We start from the raw sequence: 25,282 nt of genomic DNA, 5'->3' as shown, positions 1-25,282 counted from the left end.
AGTTCCTCCGTCGTGCACGCGCCATCTTCGCGCGTAGACAGCGGCTATTACGGTCACATCCGATCACCCGACCCTCCCCCGCCTCTCCATCCCCACCCGGCTGCCCCCGTACGCTAGGACCCATGGCCAAGACCCCGCTGCGACCCTCTCCCCCGCCGTTCGAGGTGAACGACGTCGCGATCGTCGGCGGCGGCACGGTGCTGTGGTTCGTCGCCTTCCTCGTGCTGCTGCCCTTCGACAGCACGCTCTCCGCGCACGGCCACCACTACTGGCCCTGGATCTGCCTGGCCGGCTTCGGACTCGGCCTGATCGGCGTCTGGTACTGCCGCGCCCGTCGCGCCGCGATTCTGCGTGGCCGCAACGCTGCTTCGCAATAGGCAACCGAGCAAGCAACAGGGGCGCGTGGGGACTGCGCGAAGTCGAAGAGTGCGGGCCGTTGCCTTCCGGTTTCGCGCAGTTCCCCGCGCCCCTGTTCTGTGGTCGGCCCAACCTGCCCCCGCCACTTGGTTGAGCTGAATCGGACCAAAGTAGGGCGCAGCGGACAAATCGCCCGCCTAGAGTCGGTGCCATGACGCATCCCGCGGAAGACACCGCCGACCCGGACGCCGGTACGGCCGACGGCAGCACCCTCGGCGCGCACTCCAGCGGGCTGGGCCCCGAGCGCCGCAGCGGGCTGACGGCGGCCGAGGTGGCCGAGCGGGTGACGCGCGGGCAGGTGAACGACGTACCCGCCCGGTCCAGCCGGTCGCTGCGCGAGATCGTCCGGGCCAACGTGTTCACCCGGTTCAACGCGATCATCGGCGTGATGTTCGCGATCATCCTGGTGGTCGGCCCGCTCCAGGACGGGCTGTTCGGCCTGGTCATCGTGGCCAACACGGCGATCGGCATCGTCCAGGAGCTGCGCGCCAAGAAGACCCTCGACAGTCTCGCGCTGATCGGCGAGGCGAAGCCGCAGGTCCGCCGGGACGGCACCGCCCAGCAGGTCTCGGTGAGCACGATCGTGCTGGACGACACCGTGCTGCTGGGCATCGGCGACAAGGTGATCGTGGACGGCCGGGTCACCGAGGCCGAGGGCCTGGAGATCGACGAGTCGCTGCTCACCGGCGAGCCCGACCCGGTGCTCAAGCAGCTCGGCGACGAGGTGATGTCCGGCAGCTTCGTGGTGGCCGGGGCGGGCGCGTTCACCGCGGTCAAGGTCGGCCGCGAGGCGTACGCGGCTCAGCTCGCCGAGGAGGCCAGCCGGTTCACCCTGGTCAAGTCGGAGCTGCGGACCGGCATCGACAGCATCCTGAAGTTCATCACCTACCTGCTGATCCCGACCGCGATCGGGCTGATCGTCAGCCAACTGGCGGTGGAGGGGCACGACTGGCGCGAGGCGGTCCGCCGGATGGTGGCCGGCATCGTGCCGATGGTGCCGGAGGGGCTGGTGCTGCTGACCTCGGTGGCGTTCGCGATCGGTGTGGTGCGGCTGGGCCGTAAGCAGTGCCTGGTGCAGGAGCTGCCCGCGATCGAGGGCCTGGCCCGGGTGGACACCGTCTGCCTGGACAAGACCGGCACCCTGACCGAGGGCGGTATGGACCTGGTCGAGCTGCGCCCGCTGAGCAGCAGCGAACCCGGCGAACCCGGCGACGCCGACCGCACCGACACCGACGGGCACCTGCGCCCCGACGCCCCGCTCGCGGGCCGCCTGCTCGCCGACCGGCTCTTCCTCCAGCAGGCGCTCGGCGCGATGGGCGGCGCGGACTCCCGCCCGAACCCGAGCATGCAGGCCGTGATCGACGCCTTCGGTGACACGAGCAGCACAGCGGACGGCGAGTGGCGGGTGCTGGAGGCGATGCCGTTCTCCTCGGCCCGCAAGTGGAGCGGTGTGCAGCTGCTGGAGCCGCAGGGCACCGAGGCGAGCTGGCTGCTCGGCGCGCCCGACGTGCTGCTCCCCGCCGGGCACCCCGCGCTGGCCGAGGTGGACGAGCTGGGCGTGCAGGGCCTGCGGGTGCTGCTGCTGGGCCGGACGGCCGTCCCGCTGGACGACCCCGACCCGGCGGGCCGGCTGCAGCCGCTCGCCCTGGTGGTGCTGCGGCAGCGGCTGCGCGAGGACGCCGCCGCGACCCTGCGCTACTTCGAGAGCCAGCGGGTCGAGGCGAAGGTGATCTCCGGCGACAGCGCCGTATCGGTCGGCGCGGTCGCCGCCCACCTGGGCCTGCCCGGCGCCGACCGCCCGTTGGACGCCCGTACGCTGCCGACCGACCCCGAGGCGCTCGCCGACACCGCCGACCGCACCACCGTCTTCGGCCGGGTCACCCCGCAGCAGAAGCGCGACCTGGTCGGGGCCATGCAGTCGCGCGGGCGCACGGTCGCGATGACGGGCGACGGTGTCAACGACGTACTCGCGCTCAAGGACGCGGACATCGGCGTGGCGATGGGCTCGGGCAGCGAGGCGACCCGGGCGGTGGCGCAGATCGTGCTGCTGAACGACAGTTTCGCCACCCTGCCCTCGGTGGTGGCCGAGGGCCGCCGGGTGATCGGCAACATCGAGCGGGTGGCCACCCTCTTCCTGGTGAAGACGGTCTACTCGGTACTGCTGGCGCTGCTGGTGGTCTTCACCCAGGTGCCGTACCCGTTCCTGCCCCGGCACTCGACGGTGCTCAGCTCGCTGACCATCGGCATCCCCGCGTTCTTCCTGGCGCTCGCGCCGAACAACGAGCGGGCCCGGACGGGCTTCGTCCGGCGGGTGCTGCGGCTGGCCGTGCCGGGCGGGGTGATCGCCGGTACGGCGACCTTCACGGCGTACATGCTGGCGCGGGCCGACCACGCGACCGATCTCAAGGCCGACACCAGCGTGGCGACGCTGACGCTCTTCCTGGTGGCGATCTGGGTGCTGGCGATCGTGGCCCGGCCGTACACCTGGTGGCGGCTGACGCTGATCGGGACGATGTGCGGGGCGTTCGCGCTGGTGCTGACCGTCCCGTGGCTGTCGAACTTCTTCCAGCTCTCACTGGTCGGCCTCCGGGACCCCTTGACGGGCGTGGCGATCGCCGTGCTGGCGGGGCTGCTGCTGGAGGTGGTCTGGCGGGTGGTCGTCCGTGGGATGGGCGAGCCCGGCAGCCGAGACCCGGCCGCCTAAAGCTGATCGGGAGCAGCTGATCGAGTGCGTGTCCACCGGTGGACACCCGTGGCGCAGCCGCGATAATCGGTCACAGGTGGCGGACGAGTAGGGGGCTCGGAGATGGCTCGTCGGGGTGGGGAGTTGGAGGCGTTCACCGCCTTCTGCGGCGGGTCGGTGGCGGCGTTCCTGGGGTGGCTGGGGCTGCTCGGGCTGACGAAGGCCGGGGTGCTGCCGGGCCCGGTGCACCGGCAGGTGGCGCTGACGGTCGGGCTGGTGGTCGGGCTCGGGTGCACGGTCGGGCTGTACCGCGCACTCCGAGCCTCGGAGGCGACCCGGCTGGGTCAGGAGCTCGCCCGCCTGAAGGTCCTCAAGAACCGTCAGGACTCGAAGTCGCGGGCCGCCAACAACTCGTAGGCCCGGTCGGGCTCGGCGAGGGCGGCCAGGATCTCGAAGCGGCGGTGCCACTGGCCCACCGACCAGGCGAGGCCGGCGGCCAGGCCCTCCGGGGTGGCCGCGTGCAGCAGGCCGGGGGCCGGCGGGATCTCGAACTCGTCGTCCTCGTCGGTGGCTTCCGCATCCTCGGGGTCGTACGGGAGTTCCGGGGTGGCGGCGGAGGTGTCCCAGCGCCAGTCCACGGCGGCCTCCTCGCCGTCCGGGCCGACCACGAGCAGGTCCTCGTGCTCCTCGTACGCGGCGGGGCAGCCGGGCAGCAACTCCCGTACCACGGCCGGGGTCCGGTGCAGCGTGCCCTCCGACAGCACCCGGCCGCCGGCCACCTCGCTGGCCAGCGACACGTGCAGCCGCTCGGCCAGCGCGGCGGCCAACTCCGGTGCGACAGGCAGCAGGTGGTGCGAGTGCAGCAACGCGACCAGGTCGGGGGCGTCGGCGACGACCGCCGCCGTGGCGTCCACGATCACCGTACGGTCGGGGCGGCGGCCGGACTCCTCGTCCAGCGGCGGGAGCGCCCGGACGACGTCCATCGACTCGATCCGGTCGGCCGGTACGGCCGCCAGCAGGCTGTGGATACCGTGGAGTTGGCGGTGCGTCACCTCGGAGGCCGGGTCGGCCAGCCGGTCCAGCACCTCGTCCGGGCCGTGCGGCTCGGCGAGCAGAGCGGCGAGCGTGGTGCGGACGCCGAGCGCGTGCAGGAAGGTCTCGTCCAGGGTGGTGCGGGCCTCGTCGTAGAGGCCGCGCAGCAGCGGGTCGGCGCCCGCCGCGCGCAGCCCGGCCGGTTCGCGGCCGTCCAGCACGGGGTGGTCGCGCAGCCACCAGGCAGTGTACGGCGGCAGATCGACGTACGAGCCGTTCGGCAGCAGGGTGCGGACGGGGTTGACCACCGCGTCCCGGTACGGCGGGCGGGAGAGCAGGGCGAGCGCCTCGGGCCAGGCATCCTCGTCGACCAGGTCGAGGTCACGGACGGCCAGCAGCTCGGCGGCGACCGGCGGTACGCCGAAGTCGCCCCCGTCGGCGTGCAGGGCCTCCAGGGCGTCCTCGCACCAGTCGGCCAGGCCGTCCGGGGCCTCGTCGAGCAGGCCGGTGGGCCGGCCGCCCGCCGCGCGGTCGGCCGGGACGGTCGGGTCGAGCCGCTCCAGGTCGTCCGGGTCGAGCACCACGTCCTCGGCGCGGACCAGTACGAAGTTGCTCAACACCCCGGCAGCCGCGAGGACTTCGGGGCCCCAGCGGTCGAGCAGATCCTCGTCCACGTAGCCGGCGTCGTCCTCCCGGGCCAGCGCGGCGAGCGGGCTGTCGGGCAGGATCAGCTCACCGGCCCGGGCGAGTTCGCCCTCGTCGTCCGGCAGCGCGAGCCGGGCCAGCCACGGGTGGTCGCCCGGGTTCGCCCCGGCGGCCTTCACCAGGGAGAGCACGGCATCCGCGAGATCGACGGCGGCGTCGAAGTCGTCCTCGCCGACCTCCACCGAGCGGGCCACCGCCGCCCGCACCTCCGGGGTGTCCAACACCCCTGCCGGAGTCGCGGTGTTGGCGCCGAGCTTGGCCAGCAGCGGGTGGGACGCCTCGGGGTGGGCGAGCCGGAGGTCGAGCAGCGCCAGCGCCTCGGCCAGCGACTGGGGATAGCCCTCGAACCCGGCCCAGTCACCGTCGGCGGAGGGCAGCAGGACGCGGCGCGGCCCGGTGACGGTACGGCCGTCGGCGAGCGGGACGGGCAGCGCGCCGAGCGACTCCGGGTCGGCACCGGCCAACGCCGCGTACAGGTTCCGCCACCAGGCCGGATCCCGTTCCAGGCCGCCGAGTTGGTCCACCACCTCGGCGAGCGGGATGCGACGGACCTCGAGCACCCGCAGCTCGCTGCGGCGCTCCAGACCGGCCGGCAGCAGACCGGGGAAGATCGGGGCGAGCGCCTCGACCACCGAGCGGTCGGCGCCCTCCAGCAGGGTGGCGTCGCGCGGGCGCAGCGCCGGCGTGCCCACCTCGACGGGGGCCGGGTGCGGCAGGAACGGCGTGGCGGGCAGCCGGTCCAGGATCGCCGAGCGCAGCGCGTTGTCCAGCGCGCCCTGGCCGAGCCGCCCGGGGACGAGCCCGAGCGAGCCGAGGTCGCCGCCCCGGGCCCGCAGCAGGTCCGCGTAGGCGTCGGCGGCGCGCTCGGTGAGGAAGTCGGTCAGCGGGCCCGGCGCGACGTGCCGGCGGGTGGAGTCGAGCGGGTACCCGGCGATCAACAGGGCCGGTACGCCCAGGGGTTCGTCGCTCGGGGTCGGGGCGTGCACGACCGGGGTGGTGCGCAGCGGCTGCGGGGCGCCGCCCTCGCCGACCGGGACGGCCCAGGTCACCGTCCAGTACGGGCGGGCGCGTTCCTCGGTCGGGCGGTCGGCGAGCAGCTCCGGCGCGGTGACGCCGGAGAGCGTGACGGTCTGCCAGACGGTCTGTCCCGCGCCGTCGGCCAGGGTGACGGTGGTGATCCCGTTCGGCTCCTGGTCGTCGGCCGAGCGGGTGAGCACCCGGACGCCGTCGGGCGTCTCCACCACGACCTCGGCCAGGCCCGGCAGGGTGAGCAGCAGCGCGTCGTCGATGTCGTCGAGCAGGCGGCGGGTCAGGTCCTCGGCAGCGGTGTCCCGCAGCGGGAGGACCACCACGGTGTCGTAACCGTCCGGCGCGGCCCCTTCGGCGGGGAACGGCAGGCGCAGCAGCGGCACATGGCCCTCGCGGCGGCGCAGCTCCTCGACCAGGGCCGGGCGGGCCTCGGCCAGCGCGTACGCCTCGGTGAGCGACCAGCGGACGCCGCCGTGCGAACTCAGCACGGCGGGCTCGTCGGTGACGGCCAGCACGGCGGCGAAGCCGACGCCGAACCGGCCGACCGTGGGGGCCTCGTCCGAGCGCTTGGAGGAGGCCCGCAGCGTGGAGAGCGACTCGACGGCGGCGGCATCCAGCGGCGCCCCGGTGTTGGCGGCGGCCAGCACCCCGTCCCGCAGCGTCAGCCGCAGCCTGCCGGGTTCGGCGCCCGCCCGGGCGGCGGCGTCGGCGGCGTTCTGCGCCAGCTCGACGATCAACCGGTCACGGTAACCCCCGAGCGCGAGCTCCTCCTCGGCGTTGGCGTCCTCCCGGAACCGCGCCGGAGCGGCCGTCCAGGCGTCCAGCACCCGGTGGCGCAGCCCGGCCGTGTCGAAGAGGTCCGCGGCCTGCTCGTCCGCGCCACTGCCGATGATCCGAGGCTCCACTGCGCTGCCACCTTCCGCCGTCTGCCACCCTGCCGTGCGTACGGGGGCATTCTCCCCTGCGGCGGGCCTGCGGCCGACCAACGGGACGCGGTAACCAAAGGGGCGCGAGGAACTGCGCTGCCAACCACGCACCTCCGTAGCGGGCTGGTCGCGCCGTTCCCCGCGCCCCTGGGTGGTTACCTCAGCTGTGACCGAGCTCCTCCGCCGGGGCGTCGGGCTCGACGGAGCCGCTGGAGCGGTCCGGGTGGAGCTGCATCGGCTCGATCACCAGCTCGTCCAGGATCAGCTCGGACGGGACCGGCGGGGCCGGCAGTACGGCGGCCTCGGAGTGCCCGCCGCAGCCGTACGCGAACGAGACGACCTGGCCGTCGGCCGGACCGAACTCGTTGCCGCAGACGCCGAAGGCCTGCCCGAGCGAGCCGCCGATCGGGACCAGGAAGCCGCAGCTGTTGCAGTGCGCGGGCGCGGACTGCGCCATCGGGGTCTGCGGACCGTACGCGGTCTCCCAGCGGTCGGCCGCCAGGTGCAGGCCGAGGCGGGAGAGCACGCGGGGACGGCCCAGGCCCAGCTCCTCCGCGACCGCGCCGATCTGCGCGCGGGCGGGGGCGGGCTGGATGTGCGGGTCGGTGACGACCAGGTCCTCGTCGTCGGCCAGTGCGGCCACCGAGTTCGGCGCGGGCTCGTCCTCGCCCGTCCAGCCGGGCTCCAGGCGCAGGTCGTCCGCGTCCGTCGGCAGCAGGTCGCCGGGGCCCATGTCGCCGGGCCGCAACCGCTCGCTCCACGGCACCCACTGCGGGGCCAGCACGGCGTCCGGGCCGGGCAGCAGCACGGTCTCGTCCAGGGTGACGTTCTTGGCGCGGGCTGCCCGAGCCACCGTCACGGCCCAGTGCCAGCCACGGTAGGCGGCGTCCAAGCACTCGAAGGTGTGGGTGACGACCCGTTCGCCGTCGGCCTGGACGCCGAGGTGGGCCCCCACGGTCTCCGCGCCGACCGCCTCGACGGCTGCCTGACGGGCGAGTTCGACGGCCTCGGCACAGAGCCGGTCAGGGGTACGGCTTCGCATCGCAGCACTCACGGCGTCGATTCTCTCCCAGTTCTGTTGCCTGCGGTTCTCCCCCAGCCTTCGGCTGGGAGGTGCCCCCACGCGGTTCTGTTGCCCGCTCCGTCGCGGCCGGCCTTGGGAGCTAACTCCGGAGGGCCTCCGGCAGACATTGCCACGAGCTTCGGTCCCGCTGGGTACCGTCTCTCCATCTATTCTGCGCGACTCGGCACCGGTCCGGAGACCGGCCGCGCCGCCCGCAGGGCTGTGCACGCGCGTAGTGCAGGCTACCCGCCGGTCGGGCGCCGACGACAGTCCGGTACCCGTACGGGAACCGGGGAGAGGCCGAACACCCCGACTGGGCACCGCAGAAGCCCGCAGAAATTACCCGTCGAATTGAACGGAACACGACGATCAGGCCCGCACCTCCGATTGTCGGCGGGTCTCCTCCCCTTTCCCTCGTCTGCCGGGGTTTTGTCAGGCAGGATGGCCATGTGGCGGATGAGACCCCGTCGCAGCACGCACTGCACGACCCGCAGGACAACGGCCCCTCCGGAGCCGCCTCCGAGCCGGGCGCCGTGCCGCGACAGCACCTCTCGGTCCTCCCTGCGGACGACGCCGAGCCGCAGCCGGAGGACGGGTCCGCGCCGCCCGACGGCGACCTCCGAGCCGGCGACGACCTCCAGCCCGAGGACGACCTGCACCGGCACCACTCCCGGAACGTCCTGGTCCGCAGCGCCTCGGCAGCGGGGCTGCGTACCGGCAAGGTGGTCAACAGCACCGGGCGCCGGATCCGCCGCGCGACGGCCGCCGAGGGCGCGGGCGAGTCGGGCCTCGCGAAGCTGATCGAGCTGCACGCGCTGAACTCGTTCGGCGACATGCTGATCACCATCGCGCTGGCCTCCACCATCTTCTTCTCGGTGCCGACCGGCGAGGCCCGAGGCCGGGTCGCCCTCTACCTGCTGATCACGATGGCACCGTTCGCACTGCTCGCCCCGGTGATCGGCCCGCTGCTGGACCGGCTGCCGCACGGTCGCCGGGCCGCGATGGCGATGTCCATGCTGGTCCGCGCCGTACTGGCCTGGACGATGGCGGGCACGGTCTCCACCGGCGGGCTGGCCCTCTACCCGGAGGCGCTCGGGGTGCTGGTCGCCTCGAAGGCGTACGGGGTGGTGCGCAGCGTGGTGGTGCCCCGGCTGCTACCGCCGCAGCTGTCACTGGTGAAGGCGAACTCCCGGGTGACGCTGGCCGGGCTGCTGGCCACCGGTATCGCGGCGCCACTGGGCGCCGGGCTGCACCTGATCGGGCCCGGGTGGCCGCTGCGCGGGGCGTTCCTGGTCTTCGTGATCGGCACCCTGATGGCATTTCACCTGCCGCACAAGGTCGACTCCGCCAAGGGCGAGCAGCGCGCGGTGCTGCACTCCGAGTACAACCCGGCCGGGCACCACCTCGGCAGGCCGCACCACCCGGAGGTCAACCCGCTCCCCGCCGAGCAGCCCGCCAAGGCGACGCTGCGCACGGTCGGGCCGTCCGTGATCCTCGCCCTGCGGGCGGTGGCGTCGCTGCGCTGGCTGGTCGGCTTCCTGGTGATGTTCCTGGCGTTCCTGCTCCGTGACGACCCGGTCGGCGGCCTGGCGCCGACGGCGACGCTGGGCATCGTCGCGTTCGCGGCGGGGGCGGGCAACGCGCTGGGGTCGGTGCTCGGCTCCTGGCTGCGGACCAGGGGCTCGGAGGCGACGGTGACGGCGATGCTGCTGCTGGCGACGGTCGCGGCGGTGGCGGCCACCCTCTGGTACGGGCTGGTCACGGTGGCTCTGGTCGCGGGCGCGGCCGGGGTGGCGGCCTCGCTGAGCAAGCTGGCCCTGGACGCGCTGATCCAGCGGGACGTGCCGGAGGCCGTCCGGACGTCCGCCTTCGCGCGGTCCGAGACGCTGCTGCAACTCTGCTGGGTGGCCGGTGGCGCGGTCGGCATCCTGCTGCCGCTGAACGGCGCGCTCGGCCTGTCGGTCGCCGCCGCGATGGTGGGCCTGGCCCTGTTGGTGACGGTCCGGTCGCTGTTCAAGGTCGGGCTGCGCGGCCCGGCCACCCGCCCCCGGGTGGCATGACACCCCGACTCGCCCACCCCCGCGTAGCGTGATCGGCAAAGCCCGGTAGCCTCTTGCCCATGAGCCTCAGCACCCGTGTCATCGCCGCCCTCGGCGCTGTCGTCGTGATCGGAGCCGGCACGGTCGGCGGTTCCATCGCCTACGCCAGTGGCCAGGACAAGCCGGGCGGCCGTGTAGCCACCCTTACCGTGGGCCGGTCCTCCATCCACGCCGAGCCGCGCGCTCTCTGCTACAACGACGGCAAGCCGCTGGACAAGGACGCCCTCGCCAAGTGCCAGGCGGACGCCAAGACCGCGGCCGACGCGGGCCAGCTGCCGACCTCCGACGTGACCATGAGCGACCGGATCGGCGTCGGCGTCGACCCGGGCACCGCCGACAAGGGCTGGTTCTCGTTCACCGACGCGGGCCAGCAGGGCCAGACCACCCTGTCGTCCACCCGCAAGGGCAGCACCTTCTCGGGCCTCCTCCCGGCCGCCGGACTGCTGGCCACCACCCAGAAGACCACCGTCACGGTGGTCGAGGCCGACGAGAAGAACGGCGACATCCTCGCCGCCTGGTTCTTCTCGCTCAACAACAAGGACTTCGTCGCCTCGACCGTCCCGCAGTCCCCGGCGCCCCCGGCCCAGTAGTGACGTCGGACAGCTCGACCGAGCAGCTCGGCCCTTCCCGGGCCGGGCTGCTCGTTGTCGTTGCCGTACGGGCCGAGGCGGACGCCGTCCTGCGCGGGCTGCGCGACGGCGCCCGGCCGGTCCCCGTGCCCGGCGCCGAGCTGTGGCGCGGTGAGCACGACTGCGGGGTACCGGTGGACGTACTGGTCGGCGGGGTCGGCCCGGCCGCCGTCGCGGCCGCGACCGCTAACGTGCTCGCCCGGCACCGGTACGAGCTGGTGGTCTCGGCGGGCATCGCGGGCGGGTTCGTCCCGCACGCGCCGATCGGTTCGGTCGTGGTCGCCGAGGAGATCGTCGCCGCCGACCTGGGCGCCGAGACCCCGACGGGCTTCGAGGACGTGGCCCGGCTCGGCTTCGGCACCGTCCGCCACACGCCCTCCCCCGCAGCCGTCGCGCTGGCCGCCGAGGCCCTGGGCGCCACCGCCGGCACCGTACTGACCGTCTCGACCGTCACCGGCTCCGCCGAGCGCGCCGCCGAACTGGCCGCCCGCCACCCGGGCGCGGCGGCCGAGGCGATGGAGGGGTTCGGGGTCGCCGAGGCGGCTGCCCTGAACGGCCTACCGGTCTTCGAAATCCGCGCGGTCTCCAACGCGGTCGGCCCGCGCGACCGGTCCGCCTGGCGGATCGGCGAGGCGCTCGGCGCGCTGGAACGGGCCTTCCGCACCCTGCCCTACCCGGAACTGCTCCAGGAGGTCACCCATGGCTGAGCCCCTGCGGATCGCCTACTCCCCCTGCCCGAACGACACCTTCGTCTTCCACGCCTGGGCACACGGCCTGGTACCGGGCGCCGACGCGCCCGAGGTGACGTTCGCGGACATCGACATCACCAACGGCCTGGCCGAACGCGGCGAGGGCGACCTGCTGAAGATCAGCTACGGCCAGCTGCCGTGGGTCCTGGACGAGTACGCGCTGCTGCCCTGCGGCGGCGCGCTGGGCCGGGGCTGCGGCCCGCTGGTGCTCACGCGCGAGCCGGGAGCGGACCTGACGGGCGGCACGGTCGCCGTGCCCAGCGAGCGCTCGACGGCGTACCTGCTGTTCCGGCTCTGGGCCTCGAAGGCGGTGCCGGGCGGCTTCGGGAAGATCGTGGTGCTGCCCTTCCACGAGATCATGCCGGCCGTCCGGGACGGCCGGGTGGACGCCGGACTGGTGATCCACGAGGCCCGGTTCACCTACCAGCGGTACGGCCTGCACCAGCTCGCCGACATGGGCGAAGCCTGGGAGCGCGACACCGGCCTGCCGATCCCGCTCGGCGCGATCATCGCCCGCCGCTCGCTGGGCCACGCCCGGCTGCGGGAGATCGCCGAGGCGATCCGCATCTCGGTCCGGATGGCCTGGGACGACCCGACGGCCTCCCGCCCGTACGTGCTGGAACACGCCCAGGAGATGGACCCGGCCGTCGCGGACCAGCACATCGGCCTGTACGTCAACGAGTTCACCGCCGACCTCGGCGAAGCCGGCTACGCGGCCGTCCGGGGGCTGCTCACCCGGGCGGCGGCAGAGGGCCTCGTCCCCGCGATCGACCCTTCTGCGCTCAACCTGTAGTCGCACTGTCAAGGGGCGCGAGGAACTGCGCGAAACGGAAGGCAACGGTCGGCAGCCTCCCACCTCGCCCAGGCCCCCGCGCCCCGCCGTGCTAGACGTCGAACTGGTCGGCGACAGCCCGGAGAAGGACGGCCAGCTGGCTCCCGGCCGCCTTGGCCGGGTAGCGGCCGCGCTGCAGGCCGGGCAGCACCGCGTCCAGCGTGGTGATCAGGTCCTGCACGATGGGCGCCATGTCGTCGGCGCTCTTGCGCTGCGCGGCCGCGACGGACGGCAGTGCCTCCAGCAGCGTCACGGACATCGCCTGGTCGCCCCGGTGCCCTGCGGCCACCCCGAACTCGACGCGCTGTCCCGGCCGGAGTGCGGTGACCCCGGCCGGCAGCGCCTTGGTGTGGACGAAGACCTCGCCGCCGTCATCGCGTGACAGGAAGCCGTAGCCCTTCGTCTCGTTGAACCACTTGACCTGGCCGGTGGGCATCTCGAAAAGTCCTCAGTGTGGGTGCGGGGGATCCCGGCGTGGGCCGAGAGTCACCAAGTGGATGTCGAGCCGACCGCGCGCAGTGGGCAGGCCGGTCCCGATCAGCAGACTAACGCTCTGTCAGCGGCTCATTCGAGGGCCGCCGACCCCGTGGGTCCGTCAGGGACGGAACGGGCTCTCCCGACGGCTGCGGGCCTGGCGTCGCCACGGTGCGGCATCGCGCCGTCCACTGGCTCACACCCCCCGGTCGGGAAAGCGGGGTTCCGGATCGACCCCGTGCGAAGGCTCCATACCCCTGCCACCAGGAGGCCGAAACTCCCAGTCCCCGGAGAACTGCGGGCAGTGACGGGGGAGCCGGAGCGTACCAGGCGTCCGAGCGTCCTCGTCAGGCCGGGGTCTTCAGGTGCTGGCCGAGCCAGCCCAGCGAGGCGGGCAGCATCCGGGACCAGGTTTCGAAGTTGTGCCCGCCGCTCGGCAGGTCGATCCAGGAGAGCTTGGTCGGGCTGCCCTGCGCGGCGGCGATGAACTTCCGGGTCTGCTGGTAGTAGTCCCCGTCGCCGTGCTTGCTGCCGCCGACCAGCAGCGAGACCGGCGGCTTCGGCAGGTGGTTCAGCCGCCAGTCCAGGTCGGCCGCGTCGCGTCGCTGCTGGTCACCGCTGAACAGGTTCTCGGTGGAGATGTCCTCGGCGGCCTGGTAGTAGCCGGAGAGCGAGACCGCCGTCGAGTACACGTCGGGGTGCTTCATGGCCAGCTTCAACCCGCAGTAGCCACCGGTGGAGTTGCCGATCACGCCCAGGCTGCCCGGTCCGTCGGCGACCCGGTACGCGGTCCGGATGGCCTGCGGCACGTCCTTGGCGAAGTACGTCTCCGTCTGCGGGCCGCCCGGGATGTCCTCGCACTCGGTGTCGCGCGGCAGCACCGTCGAGGGCTGCATCATCACCAGCACGGTGGGCGGGGTCTTGCCGTCCCTGATCAACTGAAGCTCGGTGGAGGGGTAGTTCAGCTTGGTGATCAGGTTCTTGGCGAGGCCGGGGAAGCCGGTGATGGCTATCGCCGCCGGGAACTTCTTGTCCTGGTACGCCGGCTGGAAGTACTGCGGCGGCAGGTAGACGTACCCCTTGGTGGCGAGGCCGGTGGTCGCACCCGGGATACGGACCTGGTCCAGCTTGCCGACCTGCGCGGGCTCCCGGCCGATGGTGCCGGTGCCGCGCACGTTCTCGTCGGAGATGTGCTGGATGCCGGCCTGCCTGCCGTCCACCATCCGGCTCTGGATGGTCACCGGGCTGTTGTCGGTGGTGCCCAGCAGCTCAGACCAGGTGCCGTAGAAGGCGCCGTAGTTGTTGGCCACCAGCCCCAGCGTGCACATCACGGCGAACTGGGTCACCACGATCGTCCCGATCCGCCCGAGCACCGCGAGCCAGGTGCGCTTCGCCAGCCGGGGCCAGAGCCAGACCGTCCCCACCACCGACAGGACCGAGATCAACGCGGACAACGCCAGCACCTTGTGACTGGTCAGACCCATGCCTCAGTACGCCCCTGCTCCACCGACGAATTCACCAACACCCCCCAGAGTGCCTGACCGGCCCATCGAAGCGCCTGACCGCCAAGATCGACCCCGCCCCCGCCGATCGGCGGGGGTCCGCGCCTCTGAGACACTGGAGCGCCGGAGAGACTGAAGCACCTGAGACTTCGGCGCACCGACCCGCGAGGAGCACCACGTGAGCAGCAGGAACGCCGACCGCGGCGACGCCTTCGTCCGCGCCGGGGCGCTCGTCTTCGGCCTCGGAGCGATCTCCACCCTGGTGACGTTCGTCCCGCTCTTCTTCAACCTGCCCCGGCTGCCGACCATCGCGTACTGGCTCTGCATGCTGATGCCGCTCGGCTTCCTGGTCTCCCTCACCGGGATGCTGCTCTCCGCCCGCGCCCAGCGCCGCCGGGTCGAGGCAGCGGCTTCCTAGACCGACCTGCCGACGGAGCCGCTACCCCGCCAGGTGCCCCGCCAGCCACTCCGGGAACTCGGTCAGGTCGGCAAAGACGACGTCCGCGCCGGCCTCCCGCAGCTCGGCCTCGCCGTACGGCCCGGTGGTCACCCCGATCGCCACTGCGTCCGCCGCCAGCGCGCCCCTGATGTCGCCGAGGTGGTCGCCGACGTAGACCGTGGCGTTGTGCTCGCGCAGGGCGGTGCCCTTGCCCTCGGCCCAGGCGTCGCCCACCAGGATGTCCGTCTCCAGACCCATCAGGTCCAACTGGAGCCGGGCGTTGGGCCCGTACTTGCCGGTGATCACCGCGACCCGGCCACCGTGCGCGCGGACCGCGTCCATCGACTCGCGGGCGCCCGGCAGCACCAGCGCGCCGGGGAGCGCGTGCTCGCGGTAGAGCGCGCGGTAGGCATCCACGATCTCCGGCACCCGCTCGGCGGGGAACCACTCGGCCACCTCGTGGGCCAGCGGCGGCCCGAGCCGGGTGATCACCAGGTCGCTGTCTATCCAGGTGCCGGTGGCGGCGGAGAGCTCTTGCCAGGCCGCCTTGATACCGGGCCGGGTGTCGAGCAGGGTCATGTCGAGATCGAAGCCCACGGTGAGGGACATGGTGAGAGACATGAGGCCCAGGGTAGGCGCGCGCCCCCCGATCGCACGCCGGACGGAACGGCCGCACTTCTACGGACAATTGCTCTCAACTCGGACATAATCAACTCATGCCACGTCAGCTGTCGCGCCGAACCGCCCTCTCCGGGCTGGGCGCGGCACTGCTGACCGGGTGCACCAGCTCGGTCCTCGGGGGGCCGGTCTCGCTGGCCACCGGCAGCGAGACCCCCAGCCCGCCCGCACTGCCCAGCGTCACGGTCACCACCGTGAACGGCCCGGTGGTGGTGCCGGGAGCGCCGCTGCGGGTGGTGGCCCTGGACACCGCCGAACTGGACTCCGCGATGACCCTGGGCATCACTCCGGTGGGCGCCGCCCGGGCTGCGGCGGACCAGGGCCTGCCGGACTACTGGCCGGCCTCCCGGCTGGCCGAGATCGCGTACGTCGGGACGATCGGCAACCCGGACCCCACGCTGGTCGCCGCCGTCCGCCCACAGCTGATCCTGAGCAACCGGACCCGCGACGCCGCGCACTACGACACCCTCCGCCGGATCGCCCCCACCGTGTTCACCGAGACGACCGGGTACCCGTGGAAGGCCGACTTCCAGCTGCACGCCCAGGCGCTGAGCCGCCAGGACCAGGCGGCGGCCGTGGTCGCCGCGTACGGGAGGCACGTCGTCCAGACCATCGCCGCGATCGGCTCGGCCGGGTCGAGCGGGAAGCGGATCAGCATCGTGCGCTTCGTCGAGGGGTCGCCGACCATCCGACTGTACGGGCGGCAGAGCTTCATCGGGACGCTGCTGGCGGACCTCCAGCTCGGGCGCCCGGCCGCGCAGAACATCGACGCCTTCGACGTCGAGGTGCCGCCCGACCAGATCGCCAAGGCGGACGGGGACTACCTCTTCTACTCGACGTACGGCGACCCGGCGAAGACCGCCACGGCCGCCACCCTCGCCGGCGCCGCCTGGAAGGCGCTGGGCGCCGTCCAGGGCCACCGGGCCTTCCCGGTCGACGACCAGCTCTGGTTCGAGGGCATCGGCTACACCGGTGCCAACCTGATCCTCGCCGAGCTGCAGCGCGCCCTGGGCGGGTGACCACCCAGGCTCTCGGCGACCCGTCACTCCACCGGCCGGCGCCGCCGCAGCGTGACGGCCAGCAGGAAGAGCGCCGACAGCAGCCCGGCCAGCCGGAGCACCCCGGGGGCCGACGTCCAGATGTCGTGGCTCAGCTGATTGCCGGGGGTGATCGGCGCGCCCCAGCGGCCCTTCGCCCGGCCCCAGAACCAGACCGTCGAGCCCGCCATGGTGGCCAGCGGGATGCCGAGCGCGGCGAACTTCCTGGTCAGGTCGGCGAGCCGGGGCGCGACGTACGCGAGGGCCCAGCCGGCCAGCAGGGCGAGGATCTGACCGGTTGCCGCGCCGCCCAGCAGCACGACGGCCGCCGCCAGCACGATCACCGACGGCCGTCGGCCCGCCAGGAAGGCCGTCCCGGCCTTTCCCGCTTCAGGTCCGGCCGCCGCCGGCTCGGCGTCGCGCTGCTCGGGGACGGTCCCGGCGGGTTCCGGCCGGGGATCGGCGGTCGAGAAGTCGAAGACCACGCTGTCCCAGCCCGGGAAGTCGGCGGCACCGAGCGGGCGGCCGGCCATCGGCCAGGCGTCCTCCGTCGCGAGAGCAGTGCTCTCCCTCGACGCCGACTCCCTGGCCGCCGGCTCATCGGCCGCCGACGCCTTGGTCACCGGCGCCTTGGTCACCGGCTCCTTGGTCACCGGCTCCTTGGTCAGCTGCACGGAGGGCTCCGCCGGGACCTCCGGCGCGTACACACTCCCGCCGCCGTCGTCCGCGCCCGCCGCGTTGCCCGGCCGCCCGAAAGCCCGCCAGGGCGCGTCGACCCGCCACCACTCGCCGCCGGTTCCGCCGTCCGCCATCGCCCGCCACCCCGCATCACCCGTCACCGGCCCGCCGTTCGCTGACGCTACCCACTCCCCCACCACCGGCGCGACCCTTACGCGCCCCCGCGCCCCACCCACACGCTGAACGCCTGCCCCCCTGCCCGCTACCCTCTGCCCCTTGCCCGGTCACCATCACCGTCCCGCCGCCGTCAAGCTCTCCTCCCGATTGCCGGACGGGCTAACCTGGGTCGGATGAGCACCCAGCAGAGCGAGCCGCGCCCAGCCCGGGCCGCCGCCCCCCGTACGCTCGCCGAGGAGCTCCGGGCCCGCAGCGACGAGGCGCTGGCCGAGCTGCTCCAGGCGCGTCCCGACCTGCTCAACCCCGTGCCGAGCGATCTGACCCAGCTCGCGAGCCGGGCCTCGGGCCGGGCCTCCGCGCTGCGCGCCCTGGAGCGGCTGGACCGTTTCACCCTGCAGGTCGCCGAGGCCCTCGCTACCGCGCCCGACGGCTGCCCCGACACCGTGGTCCGAAACCTGCTGGCCGGCCCCGTCCGGGTGAAGCCGCACCCCCAGGCCGAGCCGGCCGACCGCGCGGCCGTCACAGCGGCGCTGCCCGGCGCGTTGGCCACCCTGCGCGCCCGCGCCCTGCTCTGGGGCCCGGACTCCGCGCTGCGCCTGGTGATCGCCGTACGGGAGGCGCTCGCCCCCAGCGCGACCAACCCGGGCCGGACGGGCCTCGGGCCGACCCTCGCCGAGGCGACCACCGGCATGTCCCCGGCCCGCCTCCAGCAGCTGCTGGCCGGCGCGGGGCTGCCCGCCACCCCCGACCCGGTGTCCGCCGTCGCCGCGCTCGCCGCGCTGCTGGCCGACCGCAAGCGCTGCGCCGCGCTGCTCGCCCAGGCCCCCGAGCAGGCGATCGGCCTGCTGGAGCGGCTGGTCTGGGGCCCGCCCACCGGCACTGTCCCGGACGCGGCCCGCCAGGTGACCGCCGAGGAGGCCCGCAGCCCGGTCGAGTGGCTGCTGGCGCGCGGCCTGCTGCTGCCGTCCAGCCCCACGTCCGTGGTGCTCCCGCGCGAGCTGGCCCTGTACCTGCGCGGCGGGCGCAGCCACCGGACGGCCGAACCGGACCGGCCCGCGCTCGTCCCCGTCGCCGAGCGCGATCCACAGGCTGTGGACAGTGCCGCCGCCGGTCAGGCGTACACCGCCGTCCGCACGCTCGAAGAACTGCTCGACGCCTGGGGTCTCCAGCCGCCGCCGACCCTACGGGCGGGCGGACTGGGCGTACGGGACCTGAAGCGCGCCGCGCTGACCCTGGAGTGCTCGGAGCCGGTCGCCGCCTTCTGGCTCGAACTCGCCTACACCTCGGGCCTGCTGGCCCCCGACGGGGAGGCCGACGAGCGCTGGGCGCCCACCCCCGCATACGACAGCTGGCTGCAGCAGCCGGTCGCGGACCGCTGGGCCCTGCTCGCCCGCGACTGGATCGCCGCCACCCGGGTGGCCGGACTGGCCGGGACGCCGGACGGCAAGGGCAAGGCCCGCGCCGCGCTCGGCCCCGAGCTGGACCGCACCCTCGCACCGTCCGTACGCCGTGCGGTACTCGAGCTGCTGGCCACCCTGCCCCCCGGCGGCACGGCCACCGCCGAAACGGTCCTGCCCGCGCTGCGCTGGCAACGCCCGCTGCGCGGCGGTCCGGTGGGCCCGGACGGCCGGGACTTCCGCGACCACCTCACCGAATGGGCGCTGACCGAGGCCGAGTTGCTCGGCCTCACCGGGCGCGGCGCACTCGCGGCCCCCGCCCTCGCGCTGCTCACCGACGGCGACCCGGCCGCCGTCCTGGCGCCGCTGCTGCCGCAGCCGCTGGACCACGTGATCCTGCAGCCCGACCTCACCGCGATCGCGCCCGGGCCGCTGCTCACCCCCGTCGCCCAGGCCCTGGCACTCTGCGCGGACATCGAGTCCAAGGGCGGCGCGACGGTCTACCGGTTCACCGCCGAGTCCGTCCGCCGCGCGCTCGACGCCGGGCGCAGCGCCGCCGACCTGCACGCCTTCCTGGAACGGCACTCCCGCACGCCCGTCCCGCAGCCGCTCAGCTACCTGGTCGACGACGTGGCCCGACGGCACGGCGTACTGCGGGTCGGCGCGGCCTCCTCGTACCTGCGGTGCGACGACCCGGCGCTGCTCGCCGAGGTGCTGGCCGACCGGCGGGCCGTCGAGCTGCGCCTGCGGCTGCTCGCCCCGACCGTGCTGGCCGCCCAGGCGGCGCCCGACACCCTGCTCTCGGTGCTCCGGATCATGGGCTACGCACCGGCCGCCGAGTCGGCCGAGGGCGACGTGCTGATCACCCGCCCGGACAGTCGCCGGACCCCGCCACGGGCCGCGCCGACCCCTGTCCCGGACGGGCCGCCGCGCCCGGACGGCGTCCTGCTCGGCGCGGCCGTCAAGGCCGTCCGCGCAGGCGACCGGGCGGCCACCGCCGTCCGTCGGGAGACCGTCGTCGGCCCCGCCGCCAACCAGCAGCAGAACGGCCCGGCCCGCACCGACCTGCGGCAACTGCCACGCACGGCGGCCGCCGACACCCTCGCCGCCCTCCAGACCGCCGTCCTGCTGGGCGAACGGATGTGGATCGGCTACATCAACGCCGAGGGCCTGTCCTCGCAGCGGGTGGTCGACCCGGTCAAGGTCGAGGGCGGCTTCGTCACGGCGTACGACCACCTCTCCGACGAGGTCCGCACCTTCGCCCTGCACCGGATCACCGGTGTCGCCGAGGTCGACGAGACCGGCTGACCACCGGCGGGGCGGCCCGTTGCCGGGGCTCAGCGCTGGTGGGCCGCCAGGCCGGGGTGCGCCTTCATGTACGCCTGGCCCTCGGGCGAGTTCTTCGCCTGCTCGATCATCGCCTCGGGGTCGGGCCGCTTCACGCCACTGGTCAGCTCGGCGAGGGTGAACGCGACATCGCCGAAGAGCCCACCGGGGTGCGCCACGGCACCGACCGAGTCGATGGGCGAGACGGGCGAGGCAGGTGCCGCGTCCTCGGCCTGAGCGGGTACGGCCGCGAGGCCGAGGGCCGCGCCGGAGAGGGCGACGGCGGCGAGGATGCGATTCGTCTTCTTCATGCCCTCCTCAACGAGCGCGGGGCTCTCCGGTCACCGAAGTTGACCCGTAGGCAGCAGAGCCGCCTCGGAGCCGCTCAGATCCGAGCCTCGTAGACCAGGTTGAACGGGGTCTCGGTCGCGCGCCGGAACCGGCCGAAGCCGGCCTCTGCGGCGACCTGCCTGGTCTGCGCCTCACCGGCCTGCGCGCCCAGCGCCCGCCCGACCGTCTGGGACTGCGACGCGGGGGTGCAGATGAGCGACGAGGCCGCGTAGAACGCCCGGCCGAGCGGGTTGAGGTTGTCCTGGACGGAGTCGCCCGCATACGGCTCGACCAGCATCACCGTCCCGTCCGGCGCCAGCTGCTCCCGGGTGTGGGCGAGCGCGCCGACCGGATCACCCATGTCGTGCAGGCAGTCGAAGTAGGCGACCAGGTCGTACGGGCCCCCGGTGAAGTCCGCCGCACCCGCGACCTCGAACGACACCTGCCCGTCCAGCCCGCCCTCCCCGGCCAGCCGCCGGGCGGCGTCGACCGACGGCGCGTGGTAGTCGAAGCCCGTGAAGCGCGACTGCGGGAACGCCCTGGCCATGTACAGGGTCGAATGGCCGAGACCGCAGCCCACGTCGGCCGCCCGCGCCCCGGCCCGGAGCTTGTCCACCACGCCGTCCAGGGCGGGCAGCCACTCGTCCACCAGGTGGGCCGCGTAGCCCGGCTTGAAGAACCGCGCGGTACCGGCGAACAGGTCCGGGTGGTGTTCGTGCCATCCCACACCGCCGCCGTCCTTGAAGGCCCGCTCGAGCTTCTCCCGGGCCTCGGGCCGGGCGGCGGCCATGAAGGCCTGGAACCCGCCCAGTACGAAGGCCGGGCTCTCCTCGTCCGTGAACGCCGCCGCCTGCTCGGGCGACAGCCGGAACCGGCCGTCCCCGTCGTACGTCACGTACCCGCTGGCGGCCATCGCCGCCAGCCACTCGCGGACGTTGCGCTCGACCGTCCCGGTCCGCTCGGCCAACTTGGCGGAGTCCACCGGCCCGCCGTCGGCCAGCGCCCGGAAGAGGCCGAGCCGCTCACCGATCGAGAGCAGCGGCGCCACCGCCACCGCACCCAGGTCGGTAACCACCTTGCCCAGCAACTCGTTGAGCCTGCCCTCGTCGAGAACGCTCATGTCCCTCATGTCGCTCACGTCGTCGGTAGTCATCAGCCACCTCCCACTCCGCACCCCCCTGGTTCGGGCCGGGCCTCACCACTTCTCGTCGCGCAACACCTCCAGGTTCATGTACGTGGGCGCACTGCTGCAGAGATCCTGCATCCGCCCGGAGATCTGCTGGGTCTCGGGGAGCTCGCTGTTGGCCATCGCCTGCTCGTACGACGGGAACTCGACGATGTTCACGTAGTGCGCCGGCTTGTCGCGGTCGTGCGTCATCATGCCGTGGATGGAGGTGCGCTTCCCCTCGGTGGCCGTGAGCCACTCGTCCATGAGCTGATCCATCTCAGCCGCACGGGTGGTCTCGTACTCGATGATTTGAACGAAGGTCATCGTCACCACTCCCTTCCTCCAATCCAGCATCCCGCCAGGGACAATCGGCTACAAGGCGGGCATATCCCACATCACCGGACCCACCCGGGCAACCTCGAGGGTGCGGGACAGCGGGGGGCCTGCGCCGACCTGATGGCGGACTCACACCGTGACCGACGGACCGCTGGCCGTGCATACCTTCAGGCCTGACGGAATGCGCCACCGGTCTACCGAGCCCCCTCTACGCTCGCTCAATGACGAACCCTGACTTCATCGTGGTGACCACCACCCATGACGCCGAGGACAAGGCGCGCGCGCTGGCCGCCGCCGTGCTGCGTGAGCGGTTGGCCGCCTGCGCCCAGGTGTACCCGATCAGCTCGGTCTACTGGTGGGACGGCGATGTGCGAACCGAACCCGAGTGGCGCATCGACTTCAAGACCCGCGCCGACCTCTCCGACCGACTTACCGCCTTCATCCGCGAGCAGCACACCTACGACACCCCGGAGATCATCGGCGTCCCGGTGGTCACCGGCAGCTCCGCGTACCTGGACTGGGTGAACACCGAGACCATCGGCTGACCTACCCGAGCGGCGGCCGGACCTGCTCACGGCCTTCCGTCACCGGGGACTCACCACGACCTCCGACACCGCATGCGCCCAGAGATCAGGTCAGACCATCCACGCGTCAGGCCCCAGCAATCGGCGGTACCTTCCCGGTAGGCCACTGAGCCGAACGGGCGGGCCGACGGGAGCAACACCGCAGGGAGAGTACGAGTGTTGGAGGAACGGGAGTCGATCGGCAAGCGGGTACGGCGGGCCAGGCTTCGGCTCGGGATGCCTCAAGCGGATCTCGCTGCCGCTGTCGGCAGAACTCAGGGGTGGGTGTCGAAGGTCGAGCGCGGCACGATCGAGCTGGACCGGGCGGGGATCATCAACGAACTCGCCGCAGCTCTGCACTGCCACCCGAACGACCTGGTGGAGCGCCCGTACGTTGCCGGGAAGAGCTCCGAGAACCAGTGGCAGGTTTCGGCGGCATCGATCCTGCGGGAATTGCGCCGCTACGACCTGACCCCGGTATTCGACGGCCGACCTCGCTCCTCCTCCGAGCTGTGGCAGGAGACCGCGCGCCTCCATCGGCTCCGGGACGCGGCAGCCAATGTCGCCATCCTCCGTATCCTCCCGGACATGCTCCGTGAGGCCCGCGCGCTGGCTGAGGCTGTAACAGGCCACGAGCGCGAGGAAGGCTTCGCCATCTACGCGGTGGCCTGCAAGTTCGCCCCACACTGCCGCCCACTCGCTCGGCCATCCAGAGTTGATCACCATGGCCTGTGAGCGGGCAGCGTGGTCGGCCCGGCTCTCTGGAGATCCCGTGATGATCGCGGTCTCGGACTGGATGAGGGTCTGGGACATGTGGGCAACCGCAGACTGGGCCGACTCCATCGCTCTGTCCGACAAGGCGTTGTCCTCGATCGAGCGCGAGTACAACGCCGGCGACCCGTTGGCGCTTCGGGCGTGGGGAACGCTGCAACTGCGCGCAGCCCTCTCGGCCGCAAGGGCCGACGCCCCCGACCAGAGCGAAGACCGCATCCAGCAGGCAAAGACGGCCTCGACACGCATCGAGGCCATCGACGGCGAGCCGGTCTTCGACCGCCACTCCCTCACGTTCTCCGCCGGAAACGTGCAGATCCACGCCATCGCAGTGCAGTTGGAGATGGGCAACCATGCCAAGGCGCTGGTGCTCAACGAGAGGGCCGACCCCGCACAGGTCGCCATACTGCCCAACTCCCGGCGTGGGCACCACCGGATGGACCTGGCGCGTGCGTGGCTGTGGGACGGCAACCGGGACAAGGCGCTCGCGGAACTGGAGGAGGCAGAGCGAATCGCGCCTCAACTGATCCGCAACCACCCCATAGCGCGTGCCACTCTCCGCAAGATCGTCTACGCGGAGCGGACAACCACCCGAGAGCGCCTTCGCCGCATGTCCGACCGCTTCCACCTGGAATGTGCTGGTCGATAGCGAGCAGCACAAGATGGATCTGAAACGCATGGTCGCTACCACCCGCATCGGCGCACGTAAACCAGTCAGCCGATGTGGGGCACCTGGTCGTCGCGGAAGCCGTGACCGACGCGGAGCCTGGTGGTGGGCGACATGTCGAGTGTGTCCAACTCACTGCGCGGTACCCATCGGACCTCGAAGGACTCCGGGCTCACCCTGATTCGACCGCCGACCGGGTGGGCACGGAAGCAGATCGAGAACTCCTGTCGGACCTCGCCGTCCGAGAAGGCGATGACATGACCGGGATCGCTGTAGATCCCGACGAGGCCGACAACGTCGACCTCGATGCCGGTCTCCTCCAGGACCTCGCGCGTGACGGTGTCGGCGATGCTCTCGCCGATCTCCTGGACGCCCCCGGGCATGCCCCAGCGGCCGTTGTCGGAGCGTCGTTCGAGGAGCAGTTCGTCCTGCTCATTGACAACGAAGGCGGTAACCGCCGGCACAATGCTGTTGGCTCGCGGGGCGTCGGGGCTGCTGAAGTAGTCCGTACGACTCATGATCCTCATCTCGGAAGCGGGCGTACCTCGGCCCCCACCTTCTCGAAGCTCTGCTGGTAAGCCGACACCAGCTGAGCACCCGCGACCCGCGCCGGTACCGGATCGGTGCCAGGCGCGCGCTGACCCCGTCGCTGAGGGATGGTTCGGGTGCTGCTACCTGGTAGCCCCGCGCGGCCAGATGACCTGTACGGGCACCCCGAAGCGTTCGGCGTAGGCCACAACGTCGGCGGTCCCGCCGTACCCTCGGGCTGGTAGGCCGTCCCACACGGCAAGAATCCGACCTGAGAGGCCAACCAGGATCTCGCTGCCAGCCATGTGCGCCGCCTCGTCGGACACCACCATGCCGCTGCGGTGGACCTCGGAGGCGCGTCGTAGGAGTTGGTCATAGGCAGGGTGGTACCACTCGGGCAAGCCTTCGCGGTACTCGTCGGCAGGGATAACCACCTCAAGCCGTCCGCCGCACCGAAGGACGGCTTCGGCGAACCATGCGTCTGGGCCGTCGGCGATACACGACACGCCAATCAGCTCAGCCGGGTCCTCGTTGCGGAGAGCTTCGTCAAGCAGGTGTCGGACCTGGCGCTCAACGTCTGCTGTCAGCCCTCGGTGCCCGGTAATCCCTATGCGCATCTGGTCTCTCCCTAGAGGTAGACGCCGTGCAGGCGCTCGTCAAAGTCCCTCACGACCTTGGGCGGCGAGGAAGTGACGAGTAAACGCCGCAGACCACGTGCCCGTTCCACGATCCGGCTGGACCGGTATTGGAGCCCGGTATCCATCGCGCGGGAAGCAAGTGCGAACGCTGCCTCGACCCTTCCGGCAGCAAGATGGCCGGCGGCGATGTCCAGCACAACAAGGGCACGCTGTTTCGCATGGCCCGTGGCCAACGCCGAGGCGTCAGCGGTGGTAACCCATTCGGGCAGGCCCAGCCTGGCCCCACAAGTGACCCTGAATGCGGCGACCTTGGAGACTCTGTTGCCGAATTCGGGTCGTGGGTCGGCTGACTGCGGCATGATCGCTCCTGTGGCTGACTCGTGGGCAGGTAGCCACGGGGGTGGTGCGG

At 72.6% G+C, this 25,282-nt stretch carries 23 protein-coding genes and 1 pseudogene; 12 read left to right on the top strand and 12 right to left on the bottom strand.

All coding sequences use genetic code 11. The annotated features are described in order from the left end of the window. Nucleotides 1-122: 122 nt before the first annotated feature. The 3 genes from P3T29_RS16170 to P3T29_RS16160 all read left to right on the top strand — a co-directional run bounded on the left by P3T29_RS16170 (nt 123) and on the right by P3T29_RS16160 (nt 3,517). The gene (locus tag P3T29_RS16170) at nt 123-377 is read left to right on the top strand and encodes a DUF2530 domain-containing protein (protein ID WP_280717155.1); all 255 of its coding nucleotides are present in this window, start codon (nt 123-125) and stop codon (nt 375-377) included. A gap of 191 nt (nt 378-568) precedes the next feature. Further along, entirely contained in the window at nt 569-3,121 is a 2,553-nt protein-coding gene (locus P3T29_RS16165; protein ID WP_280717154.1) for an HAD-IC family P-type ATPase, read from the top strand. A gap of 102 nt (nt 3,122-3,223) precedes the next feature. After that, entirely contained in the window at nt 3,224-3,517 is a 294-nt protein-coding gene (locus tag P3T29_RS16160) for a hypothetical protein (protein WP_280717153.1), read from the top strand. Here the strand turns inward: P3T29_RS16160 and P3T29_RS16155 are convergent. Further along, complete coding sequence (locus tag P3T29_RS16155) at nt 3,481-6,771, bottom strand: molecular chaperone Hsp90 (protein ID WP_280717152.1); 3,291 nt, start codon at nt 6,769-6,771, stop codon at nt 3,481-3,483. The genes P3T29_RS16160 and P3T29_RS16155 overlap by 37 nt on opposite strands. Nucleotides 6,772-6,952: 181 nt before the next feature. Further along, nucleotides 6,953-7,834, bottom strand: a complete 882-nt coding sequence (locus P3T29_RS16150) for a DUF3027 domain-containing protein (RefSeq protein ID WP_280717237.1) — start codon at nt 7,832-7,834, stop codon at nt 6,953-6,955. Nucleotides 7,835-8,577: 743 nt separating this feature from the next. On the opposite strand from P3T29_RS16150, the gene P3T29_RS16145 reads away from it, so the two are divergent. The 4 genes from P3T29_RS16145 to P3T29_RS16130 are packed head-to-tail and all read left to right on the top strand — an operon-like array spanning nt 8,578 to nt 12,125. Continuing rightward, nucleotides 8,578-9,915, top strand: coding sequence for an MFS transporter (locus P3T29_RS16145; protein WP_280717236.1), 1,338 nt, complete (start codon nt 8,578-8,580; stop codon nt 9,913-9,915). Nucleotides 9,916-9,974: 59 nt separating this feature from the next. Beyond that, nucleotides 9,975-10,544 (top strand): hypothetical protein, encoded by a 570-nt coding sequence (locus P3T29_RS16140; protein ID WP_280717151.1) that lies wholly within the window; start codon nt 9,975-9,977, stop codon nt 10,542-10,544. Further along, nucleotides 10,544-11,290, top strand: coding sequence for a futalosine hydrolase (locus P3T29_RS16135; RefSeq protein WP_280717150.1), 747 nt, complete (start codon nt 10,544-10,546; stop codon nt 11,288-11,290). The genes P3T29_RS16140 and P3T29_RS16135 overlap by 1 nt, the downstream gene beginning before the upstream one ends. Continuing rightward, nucleotides 11,283-12,125 (top strand): 1,4-dihydroxy-6-naphthoate synthase, encoded by an 843-nt coding sequence (locus P3T29_RS16130; RefSeq protein WP_280717149.1) that lies wholly within the window; start codon nt 11,283-11,285, stop codon nt 12,123-12,125. Before P3T29_RS16135 ends, P3T29_RS16130 begins: the two co-directional genes overlap by 8 nt. Before the next feature lie 91 nt (nt 12,126-12,216). Here P3T29_RS16130 and P3T29_RS16125 read toward each other — a convergent pair whose 3' ends face one another. After that, complete coding sequence (locus P3T29_RS16125) at nt 12,217-12,600, bottom strand: cold shock domain-containing protein (protein ID WP_280717148.1); 384 nt, start codon at nt 12,598-12,600, stop codon at nt 12,217-12,219. A 385-nt stretch (nt 12,601-12,985) separates the two neighbouring features. Beyond that, nucleotides 12,986-14,122 (bottom strand): alpha/beta hydrolase-fold protein, encoded by a 1,137-nt coding sequence (locus P3T29_RS16120; RefSeq protein WP_280717147.1) that lies wholly within the window; start codon nt 14,120-14,122, stop codon nt 12,986-12,988. A 196-nt stretch (nt 14,123-14,318) separates the two neighbouring features. Between P3T29_RS16120 and P3T29_RS16115 the strand changes: the two genes are divergently transcribed. Beyond that, nucleotides 14,319-14,558, top strand: a complete 240-nt coding sequence (locus P3T29_RS16115) for a hypothetical protein (RefSeq protein ID WP_280717146.1) — start codon at nt 14,319-14,321, stop codon at nt 14,556-14,558. A 21-nt stretch (nt 14,559-14,579) separates the two neighbouring features. On the opposite strand, the gene P3T29_RS16110 is transcribed toward P3T29_RS16115, so the two are convergent. Continuing rightward, the gene (locus P3T29_RS16110) at nt 14,580-15,200 is read right to left on the bottom strand and encodes an HAD family hydrolase (protein ID WP_280717145.1); all 621 of its coding nucleotides are present in this window, start codon (nt 15,198-15,200) and stop codon (nt 14,580-14,582) included. A 95-nt stretch (nt 15,201-15,295) separates the two neighbouring features. Between P3T29_RS16110 and P3T29_RS16105 the strand changes: the two genes are divergently transcribed. Next, entirely contained in the window at nt 15,296-16,276 is a 981-nt protein-coding gene (locus P3T29_RS16105) for an ABC transporter substrate-binding protein (protein ID WP_280717144.1), read from the top strand. Nucleotides 16,277-16,299: 23 nt separating this feature from the next. Here the strand turns inward: P3T29_RS16105 and P3T29_RS16100 are convergent, their stop codons facing one another. Further along, nucleotides 16,300-17,106, bottom strand: coding sequence for a hypothetical protein (locus tag P3T29_RS16100; RefSeq protein ID WP_280717143.1), 807 nt, complete (start codon nt 17,104-17,106; stop codon nt 16,300-16,302). Nucleotides 17,107-17,322: 216 nt separating this feature from the next. Here P3T29_RS16100 and P3T29_RS16095 point away from each other — a divergent pair, with 216 nt between their 5' ends. After that, nucleotides 17,323-19,854 (top strand): helicase C-terminal domain-containing protein, encoded by a 2,532-nt coding sequence (locus P3T29_RS16095; protein ID WP_280717142.1) that lies wholly within the window; start codon nt 17,323-17,325, stop codon nt 19,852-19,854. A 29-nt stretch (nt 19,855-19,883) separates the two neighbouring features. On the opposite strand, the gene P3T29_RS16090 is transcribed toward P3T29_RS16095, so the two are convergent. The 3 genes from P3T29_RS16090 to P3T29_RS16080 form a co-directional block, all read right to left on the bottom strand. Next, nucleotides 19,884-20,183 carry a hypothetical protein gene (locus tag P3T29_RS16090; RefSeq protein ID WP_280717141.1) on the bottom strand — a complete coding sequence of 100 codons (300 nt, stop codon included), beginning with the start codon at nt 20,181-20,183 and terminating at the stop codon, nt 19,884-19,886. 74 nt (nt 20,184-20,257) lie between these two features. Further along, the gene (locus tag P3T29_RS16085; RefSeq protein ID WP_280717140.1) at nt 20,258-21,355 is read right to left on the bottom strand and encodes a methyltransferase; all 1,098 of its coding nucleotides are present in this window, start codon (nt 21,353-21,355) and stop codon (nt 20,258-20,260) included. 42 nt (nt 21,356-21,397) lie between these two features. Then, nucleotides 21,398-21,694, bottom strand: coding sequence for a hypothetical protein (locus P3T29_RS16080; RefSeq protein ID WP_280717139.1), 297 nt, complete (start codon nt 21,692-21,694; stop codon nt 21,398-21,400). 233 nt (nt 21,695-21,927) lie between these two features. On the opposite strand from P3T29_RS16080, the gene cutA reads away from it, so the two are divergent. Both cutA and P3T29_RS16070 read left to right on the top strand, forming a co-directional pair. Beyond that, a complete protein-coding gene (gene cutA / locus P3T29_RS16075; protein ID WP_280717138.1) occupies nt 21,928-22,251 on the top strand; it encodes a divalent-cation tolerance protein CutA in 324 nt (107 codons plus the stop codon). 195 nt (nt 22,252-22,446) lie between these two features. Then, nucleotides 22,447-23,689 (top strand): annotated as a pseudogene (locus tag P3T29_RS16070) (helix-turn-helix transcriptional regulator). Between the two features lie 65 nt (nt 23,690-23,754). Here P3T29_RS16070 and P3T29_RS16065 read toward each other — a convergent pair. The 3 genes from P3T29_RS16065 to P3T29_RS16055 all read right to left on the bottom strand — a co-directional run bounded on the left by P3T29_RS16065 (nt 23,755) and on the right by P3T29_RS16055 (nt 25,232). Then, nucleotides 23,755-24,225, bottom strand: a complete 471-nt coding sequence (locus P3T29_RS16065; protein ID WP_280717137.1) for an NUDIX domain-containing protein — start codon at nt 24,223-24,225, stop codon at nt 23,755-23,757. 153 nt (nt 24,226-24,378) lie between these two features. After that, the gene (locus tag P3T29_RS16060; protein WP_280717136.1) at nt 24,379-24,852 is read right to left on the bottom strand and encodes a hypothetical protein; all 474 of its coding nucleotides are present in this window, start codon (nt 24,850-24,852) and stop codon (nt 24,379-24,381) included. A gap of 11 nt (nt 24,853-24,863) precedes the next feature. Next, on the bottom strand, nt 24,864-25,232 hold the full coding sequence (locus P3T29_RS16055; protein WP_280717135.1) for a hypothetical protein: 369 nt from the start codon (nt 25,230-25,232) through the stop codon (nt 24,864-24,866). Nucleotides 25,233-25,282 lie beyond the last annotated feature (50 nt).

This window comes from Kitasatospora sp. MAP5-34, assembly GCF_029894335.1.
Lineage (GTDB): Bacteria > Actinomycetota > Actinomycetes > Streptomycetales > Streptomycetaceae > Kitasatospora.
This window is presented reverse-complemented; position numbering and strand designations above follow the sequence as displayed.